At 48.6% G+C, this 20,362-nt stretch carries 19 protein-coding genes; all 19 read right to left on the bottom strand.

The window, feature by feature from the left end; all coding sequences use genetic code 11:
* Positions 1-15: 15 nt before the first annotated feature.
* The 19 genes from CZ379_RS05155 to CZ379_RS05065 all read right to left on the bottom strand — a co-directional run bounded on the left by CZ379_RS05155 (position 16) and on the right by CZ379_RS05065 (position 20,253).
* On the bottom strand, positions 16-4,437 hold the full coding sequence (locus tag CZ379_RS05155; protein ID WP_110930685.1) for an LPD38 domain-containing protein: 4,422 nt from the start codon (positions 4,435-4,437) through the stop codon (positions 16-18).
* A gap of 12 nt (positions 4,438-4,449) precedes the next feature.
* Entirely contained in the window at positions 4,450-4,707 is a 258-nt protein-coding gene (locus CZ379_RS05150) for an aggregation-promoting factor C-terminal-like domain-containing protein (RefSeq protein ID WP_199925476.1), read from the bottom strand.
* Positions 4,708-4,829: 122 nt separating this feature from the next.
* Positions 4,830-6,317, bottom strand: coding sequence for a hypothetical protein (locus tag CZ379_RS05145; RefSeq protein WP_110930683.1), 1,488 nt, complete (start codon positions 6,315-6,317; stop codon positions 4,830-4,832).
* 57 nt (positions 6,318-6,374) lie between these two features.
* Positions 6,375-6,959: a hypothetical protein gene (locus tag CZ379_RS05140; protein ID WP_110930682.1), complete on the bottom strand. Its 585-nt coding sequence runs from the start codon at positions 6,957-6,959 to the stop codon at positions 6,375-6,377.
* A 13-nt stretch (positions 6,960-6,972) separates the two neighbouring features.
* Positions 6,973-7,497 carry a hypothetical protein gene (locus CZ379_RS05135; protein ID WP_199925475.1) on the bottom strand — a complete coding sequence of 175 codons (525 nt, stop codon included), beginning with the start codon at positions 7,495-7,497 and terminating at the stop codon, positions 6,973-6,975.
* A gap of 56 nt (positions 7,498-7,553) precedes the next feature.
* Positions 7,554-8,279, bottom strand: a complete 726-nt coding sequence (locus CZ379_RS05130) for a hypothetical protein (protein ID WP_110930680.1) — start codon at positions 8,277-8,279, stop codon at positions 7,554-7,556.
* 12 nt (positions 8,280-8,291) lie between these two features.
* Positions 8,292-9,689 (bottom strand): hypothetical protein, encoded by a 1,398-nt coding sequence (locus CZ379_RS05125; protein ID WP_110930679.1) that lies wholly within the window; start codon positions 9,687-9,689, stop codon positions 8,292-8,294.
* Complete coding sequence (locus CZ379_RS05120; protein ID WP_110930678.1) at positions 9,689-10,243, bottom strand: phage adaptor protein; 555 nt, start codon at positions 10,241-10,243, stop codon at positions 9,689-9,691. Before CZ379_RS05120 ends, CZ379_RS05125 begins: the two co-directional genes overlap by 1 nt.
* A gap of 73 nt (positions 10,244-10,316) precedes the next feature.
* Positions 10,317-10,544: a hypothetical protein gene (locus CZ379_RS05115; RefSeq protein WP_110930677.1), complete on the bottom strand. Its 228-nt coding sequence runs from the start codon at positions 10,542-10,544 to the stop codon at positions 10,317-10,319.
* 4 nt (positions 10,545-10,548) lie between these two features.
* Entirely contained in the window at positions 10,549-11,589 is a 1,041-nt protein-coding gene (locus CZ379_RS05110; RefSeq protein WP_110930676.1) for a hypothetical protein, read from the bottom strand.
* Between the two features lies 1 nt (position 11,590).
* Complete coding sequence (locus tag CZ379_RS05105; RefSeq protein ID WP_110930675.1) at positions 11,591-12,157, bottom strand: phage adaptor protein; 567 nt, start codon at positions 12,155-12,157, stop codon at positions 11,591-11,593.
* A gap of 183 nt (positions 12,158-12,340) precedes the next feature.
* Complete coding sequence (locus CZ379_RS05100) at positions 12,341-13,300, bottom strand: Mu-like prophage major head subunit gpT family protein (RefSeq protein ID WP_110930674.1); 960 nt, start codon at positions 13,298-13,300, stop codon at positions 12,341-12,343.
* 25 nt (positions 13,301-13,325) lie between these two features.
* Positions 13,326-13,745: a hypothetical protein gene (locus CZ379_RS05095; RefSeq protein WP_110930673.1), complete on the bottom strand. Its 420-nt coding sequence runs from the start codon at positions 13,743-13,745 to the stop codon at positions 13,326-13,328.
* 13 nt (positions 13,746-13,758) lie between these two features.
* Positions 13,759-14,724 (bottom strand): hypothetical protein, encoded by a 966-nt coding sequence (locus tag CZ379_RS05090; protein WP_110930672.1) that lies wholly within the window; start codon positions 14,722-14,724, stop codon positions 13,759-13,761.
* A 74-nt stretch (positions 14,725-14,798) separates the two neighbouring features.
* Positions 14,799-15,134, bottom strand: a complete 336-nt coding sequence (locus CZ379_RS05085) for a RyR domain-containing protein (protein WP_110930671.1) — start codon at positions 15,132-15,134, stop codon at positions 14,799-14,801.
* Positions 15,131-17,218 (bottom strand): portal protein, encoded by a 2,088-nt coding sequence (locus tag CZ379_RS05080; RefSeq protein WP_110930670.1) that lies wholly within the window; start codon positions 17,216-17,218, stop codon positions 15,131-15,133. Before CZ379_RS05080 ends, CZ379_RS05085 begins: the two co-directional genes overlap by 4 nt.
* 6 nt (positions 17,219-17,224) lie before the next feature.
* Positions 17,225-17,506, bottom strand: coding sequence for a hypothetical protein (locus CZ379_RS05075; RefSeq protein ID WP_110930669.1), 282 nt, complete (start codon positions 17,504-17,506; stop codon positions 17,225-17,227).
* Between the two features lie 219 nt (positions 17,507-17,725).
* On the bottom strand, positions 17,726-19,564 hold the full coding sequence (locus tag CZ379_RS05070) for a terminase large subunit (protein ID WP_110930668.1): 1,839 nt from the start codon (positions 19,562-19,564) through the stop codon (positions 17,726-17,728).
* The gene (locus CZ379_RS05065) at positions 19,561-20,253 is read right to left on the bottom strand and encodes a terminase small subunit (protein ID WP_110930667.1); all 693 of its coding nucleotides are present in this window, start codon (positions 20,251-20,253) and stop codon (positions 19,561-19,563) included. The genes CZ379_RS05070 and CZ379_RS05065 overlap by 4 nt, the downstream gene beginning before the upstream one ends.
* Positions 20,254-20,362 lie beyond the last annotated feature (109 nt).

Raw genomic sequence — 20,362 nt, 5'->3', positions numbered from 1 at the left:
CCGAGGGCAGAACCATTAATATGGGACAATCTCACGAGCTAACGAGTTGCCTGCTTCGGCCATTTCGTTTATACGCTCCTGGAGCGCTCGCAGCCGTTCCCGTTTATCCTTGTTACTTAACGATTGATCGTTTTGCACGTCCCTCATTTGCTTGCGGACGCTGGACATGTTCTGGCTAATCTTATTCAGACGTTTCCGAAGCGGATCATTGTACCATTCAGGCAGTTGCTTAAGTTCTCGGTCGTTATACGCTTGGTCGACCTTTTCTTTATAGTGGTAAAACTCAGTCGACAAGTCATTACTGAATACGGGGTCGGCCGTCATCAACTGAGACAAGGCATATCCGGCATCCCCTCCGGACGAAAGTAGAGGCTGTCCGAACTGACCGATCCACCCCGTATACTGTTTCGCCAAATAATCTAGATTTTTAGGGCTAGTAAAGCTTGATTCTAGGGGCGTGCCGTGAACCATTTCCCCAATCTTACGAGCTGGCCAGGTTGTATTGGCATCCGCTTGAAGACCTGGAGAGAGTTTTTGCAGATGGCCAGGGACTATCGGGGCGCCTGACCAGGACTCATTTGCCAATACATCAACCCCGGGGCCGAGAATTGTATCACCGAATACGCCAGCCAAAGGGCCTTTATCGCTAGTTAATCCAGACACCCCAGGCGGGATTAAAGTAGTCCGAATCCGATCCGCGAAATCACGGAAGGCTGCCGGATCCTGCTCGGCGAACATCCGTAACAGCCGCTCCGGAATATCGCTGAATATCGTACCTTGCTCTTGCGGCTTGGAAATCTTGATAAACTTGCCGTCCCCCCGGGGGATTAGCATAAATGCGTCCTTCGTTCGGTTACTCAGCTTTTGATAGTTGGGGTCATCACGGTTAATTGCGTATAAAGCTAGCGTAGGAATCGTGATGGCCAAAATCGATTTTACTAGAGCTTTAGCGGGATCATCCCGGTAAGTTCGGACTGTTTTATCGATACCCTGTATCGCCGCATTGAAATAAGGGAATATCTTGTCTGCCTCACCAGACAGAGCGCCCCGTCGCTTGAAGTTTACGGTTAAATCCTGGGCTGCCATAAGAGCTGCCTGAAGATCTCCGCCTAGAGCTCGTACTCGTTTAAATTCTGACAATCGAGGAGCTGCTTCAACAGCATTTAGCAAGTTCTCATACCCATCACGCAGCCCCCGGTGCAGCCTGGTTCCTCCGGAGGCAGGGAGTACTGCATTTTTACTCTGCTGTAAGAGATTTCGATCTGCGGCAATGGCCGAAGCGTGACCTCCGCCAATATTTAAGAAGTCCTTATAAGCCCCCCGCTTCATACCGATGTCGATTGCAGCGCTGGCCAACTCGGCCATGAATATAAACGGGTTATCTCTCGTTTTGCTGGCTATATAAGCCTGCGGGATGTCTCGAAACAAGTTACGCGTCAAGGAGAAAACCGGGTTACTTCCCGTCGTCAAAAGCTTCATGGTGTTGGTCAACTTACCTATGCCTTGAAGTATTTTACCTGTTTGCTCAGGCCCTAGAGCTGTGAGCGCGCTCAGCAGTTGTTTGTCCTTAATCTGAACATGAACAGGGTTGCCATCCACGAGCGCGCGGACAATGTTATCTTTGTCCAGCTGCGTCCGTTGCATCGCCGCGTCAAAATCAGCAGAGAAGCGAAACAGCAATTCTTCAAGACCACCTTCATCCAGAACGATTTTCGCAATGTCCTCCGCCCTCTCCGGCTGCTTAACAATCTCTGCCCATGGTTCAAATTCATCCGGAGCACGCTCAATGTTTTTTACGTACTGCTGCATGACCTTATTCCGCTTCGCCGATTTCACGAAAGCATCCACGTTCTCGATCATGGCCTCGATCGGGCTTATGATCAGTCGCTGAGACCCACCCTTTTGATAAGCTTTAACAGGATTGGATTGATTCCCATATCCGCGCTTCTTTCCTCCGAACCCCTTTCCCGTCTTCTCCAACTCGCTAAAATAGCGTTTATTCGGTACATAGAAAGGGTTTTTCTCAATCCAAGCATCCAGCATATCCTGTGGGATCATCCCGGTATCAACAAGCCATTTCTGAGCCACTTGGCCTTGAAACTCATACAACCCTTCGGACATTTCCTTGAACTCCGGGAACATCCGTTCATACTCCGAAACCTTCTGCGCCCCGTAATCCGGCGTCCATTTAAGTTCATCCCTGAATACCTTCTCGCCTCGCTCAAAACGAGTGATGGCGTGCTTGTTTAGCAAGTAGTCCTCAAAATCTACATAGATATGTTTGTTCCGTTTCATCAAAGGTTTTAGCGGAGCAAGAATACTCTTCAGCGATTTACCCACCACTTGCCCCTTAGCATCTACAAGACCCTCTGTAATGATCCGTTTAGCCACCACATCGGCGCCGCGTGAAGCAAGACCAGTGTCATGTATACGCTGGTTAGAGGGAAGCTTTTCCCCCATCACGTTTTCAAGTATTTTATCCTGTTGGTTAAGCGGATGAAGGTCATCAATTAGCGCCGTATAGAGTTTGTCCGCGTTTGCAGTCAAGCCCTTAAACTCTCGTTTCTGCCGACTAACCAGCTGCGAACGGGTATCCGTCCGGAGCGAGTCATATGGGTTCGTCTTAGAAAAAGGCGAGATTCCTACCCCTGAATGTTCCTCAAACTGGCTTGGGTTTAATATGGGCTCTGCATTAGGATCAACCTCCGGAAATTTCGGAGATTCAACTTGCGGTTCAATTTTGACGGGATTCGGCCTTGGTTCACTCGCAAGAATATAGTCAATGTCCTCAGGAGTTAGACTCTCCCCACGCGCTAACCTGTCGTTTATTTCCTGACGACGTGGATCCATCTTCGCCGTCCCCGGTTGTTCAGGCTGATAAGGCGCAGTTGTCGGCCTTCTCTCACTGTTAGGCTCAATCCGTGTGTCCCTTAATTCCTTTGAAATAATTGGCTGATCGGTGACGTGGAGAGCTGGGTCAATTTCCCGCAAGCTGTTTTGTAATGTCTCACGAGCACTTACAAGCCCCGCAAGCTGCTCATCGAATCCATTTTCCGCTTTCCATGATGGCACGGCACCGACCTCATCCATAAAGCCATTGTCCACTCGCTCTCGCGCTAGTTGGTACAAATCTTTATTTGAAGGAACCCTTCCATTCGACCTATAAAATTCCTGATACCAAAGCGGGTTTTCCGAGATTCGACCTGCTCGACCGACAACATCCCCCGTTACGTCCCTCTGCAGGCTACCTTGCTGCACTCCTCGACGACTATCGCGGGACTCCTTCAGATACTTATACTCATCGATTACGCGCTGCTCATACTTCATATTCAGATCATTAATTGCGTTATCGATCTCACCTAACCCAAGCCTGCCTTCGCTAGCGTTCGCCGCTGCCGCCCTGGTCGCAGGGGTAGCCTCCGGAAGATCAAAGGTGTAAGGATTAATTACCGGCTCTGTGCCTGCCGGAAGCGTAGACCGTTCAGCAGCGGCCGCCAAACGAGAATCCCGCCTTCCTTCCGGAAGAGCAAGGATCTCGGCAATTTCGCTGTCAGGTATTCCGTTCTTCTTGAACAGTTTGGATAGACCCATTCCTGCTGCTCTAAAGCCCATACCTAGCGCCCCGCCAATTCCACCGCCAAGCGCCGCCTCTGCGAGTATCCCTGCGTCATCCTTGCCCGTCATGGCGCCAAAGGCCGCGCCTTGCATTGCCCCGGCCACCCCTTCTCGCAAACCTTCCCTTGTCAGCGCTTGGGCTGTCTGAGGCTTGATCAGCTTACTAAGTTGGTTTGCCGCAGCTTGTTCGGCCTTCATTCCTAATGGGGACAACAACACCTTATCCGTAGCCGCATAGGTACCCGCGATTGGCCCCATGTTAACCGGAGCACCTGTCGGGGTAAACACACTTGCCACTGAGCCAGCGATATCAGCCGTAATGTCCGCCGCTCTGCTTCCAGTTTGCGGCTGGATCGTAGCGGGATTTCCACCAGACATGACAGAGTCCGCCTGGTGGCCAATCCGAGAAGCAAAGTTCCCCACGGGATTGCCCCGAGTTATCCAGTTCATCGCACTAGCAAAGTATTTAGCTGGGTTATAAGGGCTTAGAGTGTCGTAATACTCCTTGTTCTTTTCGTACTCAGTTAAAGGCTTCGCTCCCGACTGAGCCTTAGCAGCCTGTTGGTTTTTCATCGCAGCATCATACATAGCTGCATTAACTAGATTCATTGGCGTAAAAGCTCCGTACTTCGACTGAAGCTCAGCCATCGGCGTACCGCTTGTCGGTTTTGTATCGATCGGGCGATTGCGAATGGCATCGAAAGTGCTAGTCTCCCTCTCAATTGAAGTAGATGCTTCAGGCATGGATAAGCGTTGTAAGACCCGCTCCTTAGCTCCTTGCCCTCGCTTAATTCTATCTCTAACGTCGTCGAAACTGGACATCCCCTCACCCCTTTAATACCATTTGTTTTTATCCCAAAACGCCAATGCTTTCTCCGGCGTACCGTATCGATCCTCGATATACTTTAAGCCGGCAACCGCCTGTTGATAGGGATCGTCCCAGTTGACCTTATTCCCGCCATAGTTTTTACGCGTGGCGTCTAGGAACTGGAAAAGCCCTGCAGCCGTAGACTTGGGGTTCTTCGCTTTGTGGTTAAAGGAAGATTCCCGAGCTACGAGCTCCAGGGTCGGCGTGATCCATTCTGCTGGCAAATCAAGATCCTTGATAGCCTTACCGACTGCCGTACTCGCTACCTTAAAGGCTGCCGGATTAGCTTTAGCATCTTTGGCCGCTTTGTAGTAATTTTTATATGCCCCGGTCTTCCCGGGGCTAGTCAGTTTCCCGAGTATTTCTTCGTGTAGTTCTGAACCTCAGTTTTGGTCATGCCGAGTGAAGAAAGTATCTGCTGCGTCTCCGCATCCGACAACCCCGCGTCAACCACGTTCAGAAACATTTGCTCTCTTTTAGTAGGGTCTTGAGTGATTCGATTACCTACTTTCTCTTGAATACCTTCGTTATCTTGGTAAACCGGCTCGGTGTATAGGCTTTGCATGCTTTGCAGCACCTGATTAGCTGTTAAGCCTCCTCTCGAAGACGTGGTCGGATTCATCATATCCCAATCCAGTGCCGCCCATTGACGGGCGTTGTCATCCGCTGCAAGAGCAAGCCGCGCCTGGTCAATGCTTAAGCCGCCCAGTTGTACCTGCCTGCTAAGAGCATGCTGCAAGCCGAACTGATTAACGTCCTGATCAAACTGCATTTTCCACTGCTCGTCCCTGATCTGATCGCGGATTTTCTGATATGCAAATTGATCCTGTGCGAACTGCTGATCGAACTGCTGGCCTTGTCGCTGCATGTCGATCTGCTGTCCGGCTAATGTCCTAACACCCGGGTTAGCCCTTGCAGCATCTGCATAGCTCACGTTAGCACCGTATAGGCTTGAATCAATACCCATGCGGTCTAGCTGATTACGTAACGTCTCTGCCTGCCTAGCAAACTCTGCCCGATCTTGCGCGTTGCTTGATGCACCCCATTGCTGCTTAAGATTCAGAATCTGATCTATAGCCTGTCTGGCTTCAGTTGGGAGGTAGTTCCCTGTTATCTGCGCCTCTGCCAGCGGCTTCTGGAAATACTCGTTATCCTGCAAGCCGTAAAGGTTCGTCAGATTGCCTAAAGCGTCTTGACCTACTCCGTAATTCATTTGCTGGACTTGTAGGCTTCGATTAGCATCGTCATTGTATCGTTGGTAAGCCTGCTGCATTAGTGCCGGTACCAAGTTATTCGCGATACTCTCCATGGCGTTCGTACCGATCTGATTTGCCACCGATTCACTCCATGACGACATACCCTGTCCGCTGGCACGAAGCATCGCGTTTGTGTCTCTCTGTTGACTCTCGACATTCCGTTTTGCCTCGGCCAGCTGCGACTGGTAAGCCGGATCGCTGTTTTGGTCATAGGTAAAGGGGTCAGGTGCCGTAAACTGAAACTCAGCTTGCCTATTAATAAAATCATTCATCCTATTGAGCGTATCCTGTGTTGGGCTCGAAGGCGGCGTATAGGTGGCCTGTGGTGAGCTGGTGACATTCGAAGCAGCTTGCACCATAGGGGCTTGATACCCCAGGTTTACATTCAAGTATTTCTGCTGAGCCGATGTATCCAGCCCTTGCGCCTTCCTACTTTCAATCACCGCCAAGGTACGGTCAATTTCGCTTTGTTTGTACGCTGGGCTGTTAGCAACATTCTGCTGATTCTGAATAATACCTTGCTTCCCTGCCTTGTCTGCGGTTCCGTAGTTAATACCGCCGTATCCTAAGTTAGCCATGTGACACCTCCTCTTGGGCATAAAAAAGAGCCCTCGATGTGAGGACTCATTACCAGCTCATTTTATTTTCAGATTTTTACCATCATTGCTCCATCCACTTACTTCTCCATCTCTGAAGTATACATTAGATGAACCATAACTCCATATTTCAAAAGAACTTCCGCCTATGATGCTATCAGGAGTACCCATTATTTTCTCGACAGTCTCAAAACTATCTCCTTTACCGAAAAGTTGATCGCTGCCTGCAGGGTTCGCAGCGTTCTGATTAATTTTGTTTCTATTCCTTATAGCATCAAAATTAATATAATCATTTTCAAGAGAAATCGAATCTTTCATCAAATCGATTTCCTCTCTGATTGATAAGAGAACGTCATTCTTAATCATTTCGTTTTGTGTAGCAATTTGATCCGTTATTTCTTTTTTATACTCTTCCATTTTAATAGCGGCTGAATCATAACCATCCATATTACTCCAGCCATTTGGGTACAACACTTGCGTTTGTCCAGTAATACGATTTATTTTCACAGGAAATTTCTGATTCAATTTATCATATTTGTACAAACCAGGATAAACAAATAGCCCAAAAGCTACAATGCAAGCAAGTAAAATTAGTGTGTTTGGTATCCTGCTAAGATACTTCAAGCCAAACGCCCCTTTACTTATTCTCCAACTCCGCCTTGTACTTCTCGAAGTTATTTAAATGACCTTTCAGTTTACCTACCTGCTCTTTGGAAGTTTCTACAATTATTTGATTAGATTCTTTGTCTTTTTCGTATTGAGGGTCATTCAACATCTCCCCGTAAACCTTAATTCTTTGTTCTTCCCTCTTGATAGCTTCTTTTGTCGATTCAATAGCTCCGTCCAATTGTTCTATTGTATAGGTTCTTTTCACCTCGGACTTCACCTCATACTCCGGCGAAACTTGTTCAGGTTTTACCAGAATAACATCCTTACCTTCGAGTTCAACTGTAAAGCCTGCGGCTTCTCCGATTGAACGAACTGGTGCGTAGGTTTTACCGTCAACAATTATTCCAGCCCCAACTGTTTCACCATTTTTAATTGAAACCTCATTAACAGCTTGCACCTTTTGTCCTACTAAATTTATAACACCGTCCGCAAAAGCTGTGGCTGATAAGGTGAACAAAGCGCCAGCAAGGAATGCAGCAAAATACTTTTTCATCACTATATCCCCTCGTTCTCCATTTTTCACCAATATACCACAGCTAGGGAGTAATGTTAACCTCCTAAGGCTTCTAGCCTATCAAATATTTCTACTAAATCTTCTTTAAGTGTTCGCCCCCATTCATCGCTGTATAATTTATCCCAGCTTTCAACCCAGACTCTTCCTGTTGGAACTAAGTATATATTGCCGCCTGAGGTATTAATATTTAAGCTCCCGATACTTGATATTTCTGGGCCTCCAGACATAAGATTTAATTGAAGTCGCCTAGAACCATTTATATAAAAATCCAAGGACGGAACTCCGGCATAGTTAGGATCAATTGCTATATAGTTACTTACATTGGTACGTGCCGCAAAAACATTACCTGTCGCACTCATTTCACATCGTGGGTAACCATCCCGCCTAGTAGCAATATAAGACCCAAATATCTCTACCGCTTGCATAAGTCCAGCTGTTATGATTCCTAGATTTGCGCTAATCGCAGACAACTTATTCACTGTAATCTTCTCCGCAGTTACAGCGCCTGCCTGAATTTTGTTCGTCGTAACTGAATTTGCGTGAAGCTTGTCTGTCGTAATAGCCTCTGCTTTAATATTCTTCGCTTCGATCCCTTCCGCACGGATGTTGTCAAAGGCCACGTTCCCGTTAAGGATAAATTCCAGATCTTTCGCCATCTTAGCTACGGTATTAGCGAGTTGCTTCACGTAGTCTAAAATTACCGCAACATCTTCTGTCTGTGGCGGCCCCGACATCCGTGGGGAGTCGTTCCATAGAGACATTACATCTACCTCCTAGTAAAGCGGCAGCTGTCTTGTTTGCCGCGTAAATTCATGTATTCGTACTCGTCCGCTTCCGCTGAACTTCACCCGTATCCAATTCTCACGGGCGAAGCTGGCCACGGGAATAATGACTCTTCGAACCTGAGTTCCCCCGCCAGTTAGAGACTGAACCAGCTTCCAATCCTCGCCAGTGATCGACGGTGACAGGTGAATCTGCATTGTGCCTGTCAGCTCAACGACGACCCATAGCTTATACCAGCGCATCTTCTGAGCGGCAGAACCGCCATTAAACGGTTTGGATTCAGCTGACCAAGGAATAGCATTCCCGGCATCTGTTGTGCCCTCCAGCCGAAACACGCGCCCCTTGGCGTCGCCGATATAAAACTTGTCGCCTATAGTTACGAAACAGGTAGCCTGAATGCCGCTCCACTTGCTCCACGCTTGTACCCCAGGACGCGGATCGTAAACAAGCATCTTGTCAGAAGGGATATTGAAGTAGAGTTTCCTGCCGTCTGAGCCGGCTGCTGATTGATTGTTGATTCCATCTAGGAATTTACCAACGATATCGGAAAAACTTTTCTCCGGTGGCATACCGCCGCCGTATTCGTATATTCCACTGGAGTGCATGAAGCGCATAAAGCCTTCCTGCGTGATGGCCGCCTTATGGTTAGCCAGACCTGTATCCTCGGTTATTTGCTTCGTGTTGAAGTCTGATGGCAGTGATCCGTATAACTCATGCAGGCTCCCGGGCATTCCTATCGTCAACTTGGATAGGCTGCCCGATAGCATATTTATGTCCTCACCACGTTGAGACTCTATTTTTTTACGATAGCTATCGTCCAGGTTTCCGGTAAACTTATCCCAGGATGTGGGGTTATCCAATGTACAAGCCCACAGTTCTTTCCCCACCGCGCACCATAGCCTATTCTGGTACGTGGTCATATACTTTCCATTCTGTGGCGCACCACTCAAATTTGAAACGGAAGAACCGTCATACCGCTTTACCGGATCCACCCCGTTACAAGCTATCAGGTTGACGTCTGATAGGTTTCCCTGGAAGTTTGTAAATGACCAGTCTGCCGACGTGCTGAGCCCACTTGCCAAAGTACTCCATGACGATCCGTTCCATCTGCGCCAAGTCCCATCGTTAAAGACGGCATGCAGCTCACGATCTTTCCATACCCCCATCCCGAGTACCTTAGATCCGTAAGTCCCGAGAACAGAATAACCCGGCCTCGTCGAGATAGCCGGGTAATCGTCTGTGGTCATATTATTCATGTCGGTGAAAAAACTGTCCCCGATCGTCAATGGGTCGAACGTGTTCAGCCCCTTAAACTCTCTAATCGGAATGGGCTGCATCAGCCCTGGTAAAGGTTGATAGTTAACCGCCCCATACTGTATTGGCTTCATTAGCTACCACCGCCCTGGTAGTTCTGCGCTGCCACATTCCAGGCGGCCTTATACTCGTTCTCATAGTTTGCCGCCTTTACACCGTCATCCTGCGTCTTGGCCAAATAAGCCGCAAGGGCAGGAATATAAGTCCAGTGATATTCTTCCGGTGCGTCAGGTGACAGCAGAAGGCTAGAAGAAGTGAATGTAGTTGTCGCTATTCTCCTATAACGCAGAACGCCCTGCAGATCGGAGTAAGGAGCCGGGTAGACCGATAAGTTGCGGGTTGAATCTTCAAAGCTATAGGCATTCTGTGCAGGCGTTACACCATCACGATCTAAGCTTTGGTAACGGAACATACCGATCATGAGAAGATCAATGTTCTTAGCTCGCACATCTGCGGGTAGAATGTAATCCTGCTTTGCAGCCACGCATGAAAACTTTGCAATCTTCGGAATCTTAACCACGTTGAAAAAATCCTGATTGATCGCATTTAGAGAGATAAGCTTATCAGCAGCCGACACTTCATTTGGTACGAGCAGATCCGCTTCGCCGATGATCTCACCGATGTTCACATTTCAACAACTCCTTTCACGGAGAATAATAAGCGCACCCTGTCAAGAATGTACTTATTTGCATAGTTTCGTCCTAGTCCGCACTCATTAATTTAAGATTTCTACCTACCTCTTTTTGCGGTACGTGGCTACTTACTACTTTCTCGGCTATGTCATACTCACTCTCGTCAACATTAACCACAGTAAGGCTCGCCATTCCATCAGTAAGTTTGTCAAAGATAACTCTACGGGGTCTGATGCCGACTTGCACAAACTCATCCATTAACTGATTAGGATTTACATTTAATAACCTGAACTCCACCCTTTTACCCCCTCGCTTTATGGACATGTAACCCAAAGCTGCCGTCGGCCACATTTAAACTGGATGTAGAAGTTTGAGCAGCATAAATGCTTATAAAGTCGCCTGCATTAAGCAGGACGTTCCCTGTTACTGATACTACGGTGTTATATTCGCTAGAGGCTCCGACTTGCACGGCGGCAATTTGTTGATGCGTGGCATCATTGATTCTGATAGCTATTTTTCGTAAACCGACAGCGCTTGGCTCAAAAGTAATTGTTGCAGTTATTACGTAAACTCCCGCCTCTTCTACAGTGAGATCCCCGTTTGATAGTACGTATATTGGGTCTGTGACGATTGGTGCCGTGTTAAAGTTAATTTTCGTTTCTGTGCCATCCCCCGGTACGACTGTAAAAACGCTGGTGGCTACTCTGATGTACTTTTTCTTCGCATAATCCGCCAACTGCGCAGTAACATCAGTGATCGCATCGGCATTCCCTTTCACCGTTTCCGTTGTTCTGCCGGCTCCGGCCAGATCTTCTACGTCCTCGACAACAGCAGCAAGAGCCACTTTATCGGCAGCGCCCATCAGGCCGCTGACCGTCTCTGTTGCCTCCGGGATCGGATCTGCTCCGTCCCCTACATGTTCCGCTCCGTGCAGACCGGGGGTAGCCGTACCGGTGCTAGTGATTCTAATTTCTTTATTCACTGGATCCGGAGTAACCGTAATGCCGACCCCTGCGGTAAAGGTCACCTGATCCTCCTTCTGGCCTGCTGGGATGTTATTAATGCGCGAAAATGCATTCTGGTTTGGTTCTGCGCCGTTAGATATTCCATCAAGCTTCGCTTGATCTTGTCCGGAAATGAATCCAGCTACTCCGTTAGGTACAGCCAAAGCATGCGCATCTCCGCCAGTACCGATGTGGGCGTTTAATTTTGCGTCTGAATACTGCTTTGCGTTCTGCTCGGCTTTGTCAGCCTTCTCTTGGGCCCCGCCGGGGGTCTCCCATTGTGAAGGTGTTTGATCCGCTATATCCGAGCTCGTATCTCGCCATGGATAACGACTCATTTTACCACCTCTCATTCACGCTGTATTTTTCATATCCGTTATTTGCCGTTCGGTAATCATTTAGCAGCAACTGATACATATCATCGTAGCCGCTTGTAATCTCTCTCAACACACCGTAAACCAACAGCATGCCATAGTCTGGATCAAAGCCTGTCATGCCGTCCATGTCAGTAACGGACAGCGGCGGCAACACCGGAATGTGAAATATCTTAAGCCCTACTGCGACGTCTTCAGTCGGTGTAGGTACAAGGCCAATCATGCTCCCCTGAACGTAATAATAGGGCTTGATCGAATCATTGTGAAATTGCCTGTACGGCAGGCGCCGCCAGTTCCCATGCCAGATAATATCAACGTCCGTGATATTGCCGACTGGACATGGAAGGATGTAGAGAGCCTGCCCATCCTTCAAGTCGATTCCCGTACAAACTGTATCAGTCTGTTGCTGGCCGGATCCGGACTGCCTAAGTAGCCGATCCCTTACCTGAGTTATCTTTCTTACTATCGACTGTGGCGACAGGTAATTCGGCGCCTTTTCCTGTATTTCTTCGACCACGTCCTTTAACAGCATTTTGCCCCTCCTCCCCTGTTTTTGCTATAAGCTTTTCAAGTAGATCATTTGTCCGGCATTGTTCTCGGTATATTGCATTCAATGCGTCAAGTTCATCACGGTACATCACTCCACCTTCCTTCTTTTAAAAATTCAAATCTTGAATGCTTAAAACAAGGAAAGGGAGCCGCAGCCCCCTACCCCCTATTGAACGTTATGGCCATAAATGAACGAATAGTTGGTGAAGCCATAGCCCCAGCGTCCGATTGCCTTATGCTTGGTTGCTTCCGTATCGAAATCAGTCATTGTTCCGTTCTCTACCTTCCGTCTCCACTGCCAAATGTTTAATTGATCCTTACGGGCGGAGTCGACAGCAAACCAGTTTTTGCGACTCTTTGGGCTGATGAACGGATTAACGATAACCTTGATATTTCCCATGTACATGTTCGCATCAAAGTTTCCGCTACCAGGCTCATACTTCGGAAGTTCGGAGTCAGGCAATCCGGCAATCTTAAACGCTGCGCGAGCATTGTACGGAGCCACGATTAACGTATCCGGAATGACGGCCATTGTATTACCCTTGTCGTCAACCCACTCCTGCATGGCCACTGCCGTCTCATCCCAGGAATCAATGGTCAGCGGCTTGTCTCCCAGGTTAGACTGAACGTCTGTGCTGTTCGTAGGACTGTATGGATGATCAGCCGCACAAAGCGGCTTGCCATCAGGCCCCGCGTATTTCTCGACCCGGCCGCGCCAGTTCGGGCCCGTATCAGAAAAGGCATTCACCAAAAACTCAACGGCTTGCAGCTGCTGCGTCTTATAGACAGAGTCGGCCAAGGAAGCAATACGCCGTTTAATCTCGGTCAATTTCAGGTCGTCGATAAAATCGCGCTCGATGATTCGGCCATCAGAGAACTTACGGTTCTTGATGACTTTCTGCCAGAGCTCGTCAACATCCTCGTAATAGACTTGGTTGTTCGAACGGCTCCATTCTTCCATCAAGCCCTCGCCGCCGACCCCATCATAGGATTCCATTGATTTACCGGATGTTGTCACGTTATAAAGCAGCGGAATAAAATCCTTTTTATCTTTCATCGCAAGCGAGTACAGTTCCTTAAATACCGGCTCCAGTACTCGTGGATCCCAACGAAGTGCTGTTTGCATAGTTTAGTTCCTCCTTATGGATGAATTAAGAAAACTGCCGGTTCTTGACTTTGACCCGCACCGTTTTCTTGTTCTCGTTAATTTCAAAAACTGATAGTTGCCCGCCCGTCACTGTTTCAGCATCGACAGAAAGTCCGTCGGCAGCGATAGCAACCTCAGAAGCTCCGGGTAAAAATCCTGCATCAGGCGTTCCTGTATACGCCGCGTCATACCAGTCACCTTCACGAGCCAGGATATACTCCGCCGGCTTATCTGTTCCTGCTTCAATATTTGCAGTCAGAAAGCCCGCGATTGGATCCGTGGCACCCGCTTTGGTGATTCGTCCGTTTTCGATCTTAATGGCTTCCCCGGCAAAGCCTGCCTCCGCATCTTTCATGAGGTTTGATGTAATTCGAGTAGGGTCTTTGCCGTAATCGTTAAACACATATTTAAATCCTTGTGCCATGTTATGTTACCTCCTATTTTTCAAAGTTCTTTGCGTATTTGTTAGCGTTCTTCGGGTCCAGCCCAAACATAGCGAAGGCGCTTGTAAGTTCTTCCGGTGCCGAAGGTTCCAGTTCCGCACCGCCAGACTTCTCCACGTACGCCCGCTTGTTGAGTCGCTGTTGTTTAAGGGTCGACTGCTCAGCGCGCTTCCGCTCATCTGCAAGCAACGTATCGCGATGAACCAGCTCGTAGGCATCGACCGGATCATACCCCCGATCAATACGTGCTTGCATTTCAGATGTCATCCACGGCGCCGCTCCCGTCTCCGAATCAACCTGTTCGGCCAGTTGTGGGTATTTGCGAAATAGATCCTCCCATCTCTGTACAATTTGCTGCTTCTCCTGTTCTTGTGTACGCAGCTGCTGCTCCTGCTCACTCCGCTGAACAACCTCCTGGGCTTGTTTCAATAGCGGATGGCTATCTAAGTACTGATCCATTACCGTTGGATCGATGCCTGCATTCTCGGCTTCGTCCCGGAGCTGCTGGCGAAGCTGGGCAAATTGATCTTGCTGCTGTTGAACCCGCTGCTGTTCGATTGTGTCCAAGTTAGCGATTAAGTCGGAGTAATCTTTATACCCCTGTTGCTTGGCTATCCGGTCAAGGGCGGCCTCATATTGTTGAGCTTGCCCTTTTACCTTCTTGTAGTTGAGTCCCATCTGTAAGTACTCAGGGACTTGTTCATCCTCGACCGTTACCTCCTGGCCGTTGTGTTTGACCGTAATCCCTTTCGGCTCCTGCTCCTGTTCGGCTTCGCTGTCTATGGCTGGATCAGCTTCATCCTCAATGGACTCAGTTTCGCCTGGATCTTCGTCCTCGGGATATGGGAGATTAAAAGCCTCGTAATGTCTCCTGATTTCTTCCTTCTCGCTGCTATGGCTGGCAGCATCCTGCGTATTCTCCACGCTATGGCTGGCGGCTTGAATCACATCGTTTTCCATTGGTATCCTCCTAATCCGCTATGGCTGGCGGCAGTAATATAAAAAGGCTCACGCAGTCTCAGCGCAAGCCCGGTTTACTTGAAGCAGTCCACAATTGCTTTGAATAGGTAATCCTTTGTCCGTTGCTCTTTCGGGAGTTGATCATACGGAATCATGCAAGGGTGCTCCTTCTTCTCAGGATCCTTAACGGGGCCGTAAACCCAACCCGAAGCAATCTTCTCTCTCATCCAATTTTCGTGAGATTGCTCGGGAGTCGTGTCGTTGTTCAGGTGAAATTCTACACCATTCACCGCACTATCTTTCTGCCATTCAAGGGCATCTTCCCAGTTGGGCTGCGAAGCATCACCGATACTGCTGCAGTAAGCTCGATTCACCTCATGGCATATTCTTGCAATTTGTTCATTTTTCAAAACATTGGCCCTCCCCTATTCGATTTCATAATCTCATTAGCCGTCTTGGCAGCATCGAGCTCTAGTCGCTGTTGTTTAAGAGACTGTTCAAATTGCTGACTCTGCTGCTCCTGCTGAACTCGCTGATCCGTGAGCTGTTGTATAGCCATCTGCATTTGTTGGTTCTCCTGCTGCAGTTGCTGGGCTTGCTGCTGAGCCTGCGCGAACTGTTGTTGCTGCCCTGACTCCTCTTCAATCCGCTGTTTGATAACGTCCATCGGTTCCATACGTCCTGTCTGAATAACGTAGCGTACAGCCTCAGCATCGATCATAGGCAGCCCCGTAATTGGATCCTGGACATTGAGCAAATTGAAAGCCAGTTGCAGCCAGTATTCGCGATCCTGGGGCTTGTCTACGCCGATATGGACATTAAGATCAAACTCCGGCACAAACTCCTCTTGCACCGGCTGTGGCTCGCCTGGAATCAGTTCCCCTGCCTCGTCCGTTAACGCTGATCCATCAAATTCCGCATCGACTCGGGATATGATAGCATCGCGGCTAATGCTGACATTCTGGCGACCAGTTACCCGTGCTATCCGCTGAGTCGTGTAAAACTGTGCAATCAACTCAACATATTGGGTAAATACCTCGATTAGTGCTTCGCTGATCAAGTCAGAAACGGTATTAAGACGCGTCCCCGAAGCTGCAATGAGCGTCTTTGCCTGCTCTCCGCTTGTTACCTTGCTGTTGGCTTGGCCATTCGCGGAATCGAACACGCCTGGTATCTTCTGGAGCATTTCGTCATAATACGCCAAACTGTTAAATACGGTATTCGGCACGTTCACACCTTGAAGCTCCTTGACGTGATTCATACGTCCAGCGGCAATCGGAAGCATTGCGCCAGGCAGGCCCCGCTGCTCTTGCCAAGTCCTCGGCTTCGTGATCGCCCCTTCCTCGTACATGATCCCGGATCCGCCTTGCTTGGCCATCGTCTCGATCGCGATCTCAGCATATTTGTTCTTGAAGATCTGCGGCTTAATCATGTCACGCATGAATCCCTTACCCCAGGGGTTACCCTCTTCTGGATACAACGTTCGAGCAGTGAATGGGTATTGCCCGTGGTCGTATACGTACGCCTTATGCTCCAGGAACACGCCGGAAGTCGATACGTAAATACAGTGGACGCCCTCCATGCTTCCAGCAGCCTTGGCCAAAAGCTCTGACGGGTCAATCCCCTGCATTAGCTTCTCGTCGGCCTGCTCTGTGAAAAGTTCTTTATCCTCTTTGCTGACCAATTTCGGCAGCCCTCGATACCAGTACTCGATTAAGCCGGAAGTCTTCTCGCTAACCGTTGTGTTAAACGAAGATTCCCCGCCTCGGCTATCGTATACGTCCGTGCTGAATATCTCGACTTCGGACGACACGTTATCAGGCATAACCTTCTTACCTTGTTCTGGCCAGCGCTTCCTGTAGTACTCGAGCGGTTTCCGGGCATGGATGATAATGGCCGACATGTCCTGCAGATAGATAAAATCGTTAATTCGCGGATCGGGGAAGAAGGTACCCAGATCGACCGGCAGAATGTCGTTTCGTCCCTGATATCGGTTCAAACCCCGGCCGCCTTCGACCGTTGGGTCATAGATCGTCTTATAGATCAGCGGCCCATGAATCACGCAGCGCCGGACAGCTCTTGTATGCTTGTGCCGGAATTTAATCTGCCGCAGCTCGTACGGCATGAAGTCGTTCAGGTCACGTGCCTTTTGCTCGTCTCCAGGCTCCATAGCGCTGTAATCTGGAGTCGGCATCCAGCCGGTCAGCTTGCCGACGATAGATTCCACTTGGCTAAATACAACGTTCTCCACGGCATCTGGCCGGAACTTTGAAACGGCGTCCGCTCGAAGGCCGCGCCAGTGATCACCCATGTAAAAGCGTTGCTCCTGCTGCCAGATCGCTTCCATCGGCTGCCTTGCTGCTTTGAACACTTGATAGTCCTGATATACCGTATCCCATATTCGCTGTTGCTCCGGCTTGTTCGGGTTGGTGCTATCATGCCGATCAGTGGAACTATCGGTAAAGATACCTTTGATCTTCTCCATTACACTCATATTCCATCACCGCCTAAATCCGGGAAGAATGCCCTTTTTCATGTCTTGCAATTTCTCATCGTCCACGTCTGGTATATTCGGGTCATCGTACCAGCTCAAAGGCTTACGGCTGGGGATCTCAGGAGGCGGGTCTTCCCTTGCCTTGGTCATTGATACGTACTCCGTGTAATTGCGAGCCATCAATTTATCGGTCAGCTCTCGGATCGTCTTATCCTTATCGCGGATCATCAAACACAAAAAGGTGATGGTCACCATCGCCATCATCAGTACCATCAAGGCATAAATCATGCTGCTTCATCCTCCCTCAAATTGCATATTTATTCGTTTTTCCGCCCTTTGCTCAAAATCAAAAAGCCCATATCCATGCGGTTTATGAGCAGTTGTATATTCTATGCATAATCGTCTTGCTGATAGAAAACCAAAAACCCTTATGTATCAAGGGTTACAGCGTTAAGACATGTTCACAAAATCTTGTGTTTTGAACACATGTCTTGCATGCCGTATGCATCACCAGAATCCCTGAGCCCCGGGCATGTCGTCGTCATCGTCTTCATCAAAATCTGATCGACGTCCAGGCAACGCCTCAGGAATTGCCGACCAGGCTTCTTCAATCTCAAGGCTCATACTTTGCTGGTCTCTCGCCTTATGTGCGATCGCTAGTGCCAAGATCGTGTCATCGTGCTTCCCGGTAATCGCCTCAGGCTTACCCCTGTCGTTGCGGACAAACGTGAGCATTTCTTGAAGAGTAAGTATATCGTTTATGGTCTCTATACTTTCCCGAACAACTGTAACGAGGTGGGATATGATTACAGGTCGAGTGATGCTAGTTGTTCGGAATCCGAACTTGTCATCCTGTTTATCACCGTCGTTACTGTCAATGTTCTCACGCCGATACTGTTTATAGTAATTTAGCCGCGTCAACTCTTTTACAGGATGAAGATCAAAGTTCATCTCAATTGCTATCAGAGCCTCGTTGTAGTACTTGCCTAAGCAGTACATGTATTTCGCGAATAAATCGGTATCTATATGGCCGTGCCAAACAGCAACCTGCTCGCCGGTTATATTATCCAAGACCTGACCGGACGAATAGTCAGCCCCACCTTCGGCTATATCGCCGCCGATAACATACGGTCTGCCCTTTGAAGGTTGTTTGTATATGGTGACGAATCCCGACTCGTCGGGCACGAACTTAATTGAGTTATCCCAAATCTGTTCCCCGTGTACATCCCAAACGAAATCCCCTCTAAGCGGCTCGTTTGTCTTGTATCTTTTCCGCAGTTCTTCTATTCGAGCGATAACCTTTTCCTTGTCGAATATATGTTTACCAGTGGCTAAGAAGGCCTCTTCTGGGTAGCACGGATATTCCTGATCAATTTCATCTTTCAAGTCTTTCCACTTGTTGTAATACCAGTGAAGCTGCTCCCAGTCTAGGCCTTCTTCTTTCCTTAAGCGGTTGATTTTCTCAAAAATCTTCCTCAATTCGCTCGATGGGTGCGATTTAAAGTTATTTACCGCTTGGATAAACTCTTCTTTCCCCTTGACCGTGAAAGGCAGTCTATACTCTGCAGTTCTCCACCAGGCATAGAATTTATTTTCCCAGTTGTTCTCCCCATCCCATAGATCCTTGTATTCGTTAAAGCCGTCTGCGGTGGTCTCCAGGATCTGAATGCTGTCTTTGGTAAGTGCTTGCCCCAGCCCTGCAATGATCGACTGCATTTCAGCCCAAAAGGCCGCCTCTGATCCATGAAAGAAGTTAATCGTCTTAGACCGTCCGACATCTTTATTACCGGCTGTATTAACGCGCCAGCGGCTATTCAGAACATCGAAATGAAACTCTCTTCGGTTGTTATATTTTATAGACGGCTGCAGCTCTTCAGGAAGCAGGTTGTAAATGTACTTCGCTTTATCCTCAAATATTGTATTCGTGTTGTCTCCGCTGTCAGCTAGGGTGTATCCAGAAAAGTTCTTGTATATGAGCGCGTTAGCTAACTGATACGCAGTGATAAACGAGGTAAAGCCCTGCTGCCTTCCCTTCAACACCAGGAATTTCAAATGCAGTCGCTCCCCTTTTTGATACTCTTCTTTTGCTTTATTAATATCCTTCAGGAAACTACGTTGTACTTCATTGAGGAAGAATGGAACTGTATTCATATCCTTGTCAACAATGACAAAGAACATTTCAATCAAGTATTCCGGATATTTCTTTATTTCCTCTCGGATCGTGGTATTCTCCGGCTCGATGAAATGTTCCGCTGCAGATTGAATATACTGACTGTCAAGTCCAATATCTTGATGGGACTCCCACAACTCACGACGGCGGGCAATGATCTCCTGACATTTCCTCATTTGAAAAAGTCCTCTAACTTATTGCGGATAGTGAGATCGATCTTGGATTCATCCTTGAACATGCCTAAGTGACGAGCGATGTTATCCAGTGCTTTGTCCTGGTCATGCATTTTGATCTCCAGCCCTGCTGCGGTTGACTTGGCTCCAGCATAAAGCGCCTTAGCCTTCGGACTCAGTTCCCGGGTATCGTTAATGTGCAGCTGCCCATGACCCTCTCCGTGGCAATTCGGACACTTCGGATGCGGCCTTATCAGCGGATCGAATCCATATCCGCCCCGATCAGATGGAAGCTGAACTGCCTTTTTCTTCTTACCCTTTCCTGCTTCCGCTTCGTCCTTTGCGATCTTAACAGCTGCTTCGTATTCGGTCTCATCGATCCATTGATACTGATGTTCGATGCCGAAGCAATAGCGGCAACAGACTCGGCGGAAATGAATGATCTCGTTCGGATCCGCAAAGGCGATATCGATCCAGCGCTGGAGCACTTGCTCGGCACTGATCTCCACTTTTTCAGCCCGTTTGTTCATCGCTTTCTGGATCGCTTCCTGTACCTTAACATTACTTAACAGTCGACTTGCTTGCTGCTCGGCCGTTTTTGCGCTATATTTTGCCCTGATCGCTGCCTGCGTGGCATTGAGATCAACCAGGTACTCTTTAACGAATAATTTCTGCTTGGCCGTCAATGCCATCGCACTCAGCTCCTTTCAGGAATATTTAAGCGGGATCTCATTGTGTGTTTTGCATCGCGGGCACCTTGTGACCGGGTTCGGAAAGTCGTCCAGATCGAACCGTCGAGAA

The organism is Paenibacillus bouchesdurhonensis, from assembly GCF_900155685.1.
Lineage (GTDB): Bacteria > Bacillota > Bacilli > Paenibacillales > Paenibacillaceae > Fontibacillus > Fontibacillus bouchesdurhonensis.
This window is presented reverse-complemented; position numbering and strand designations above follow the sequence as displayed.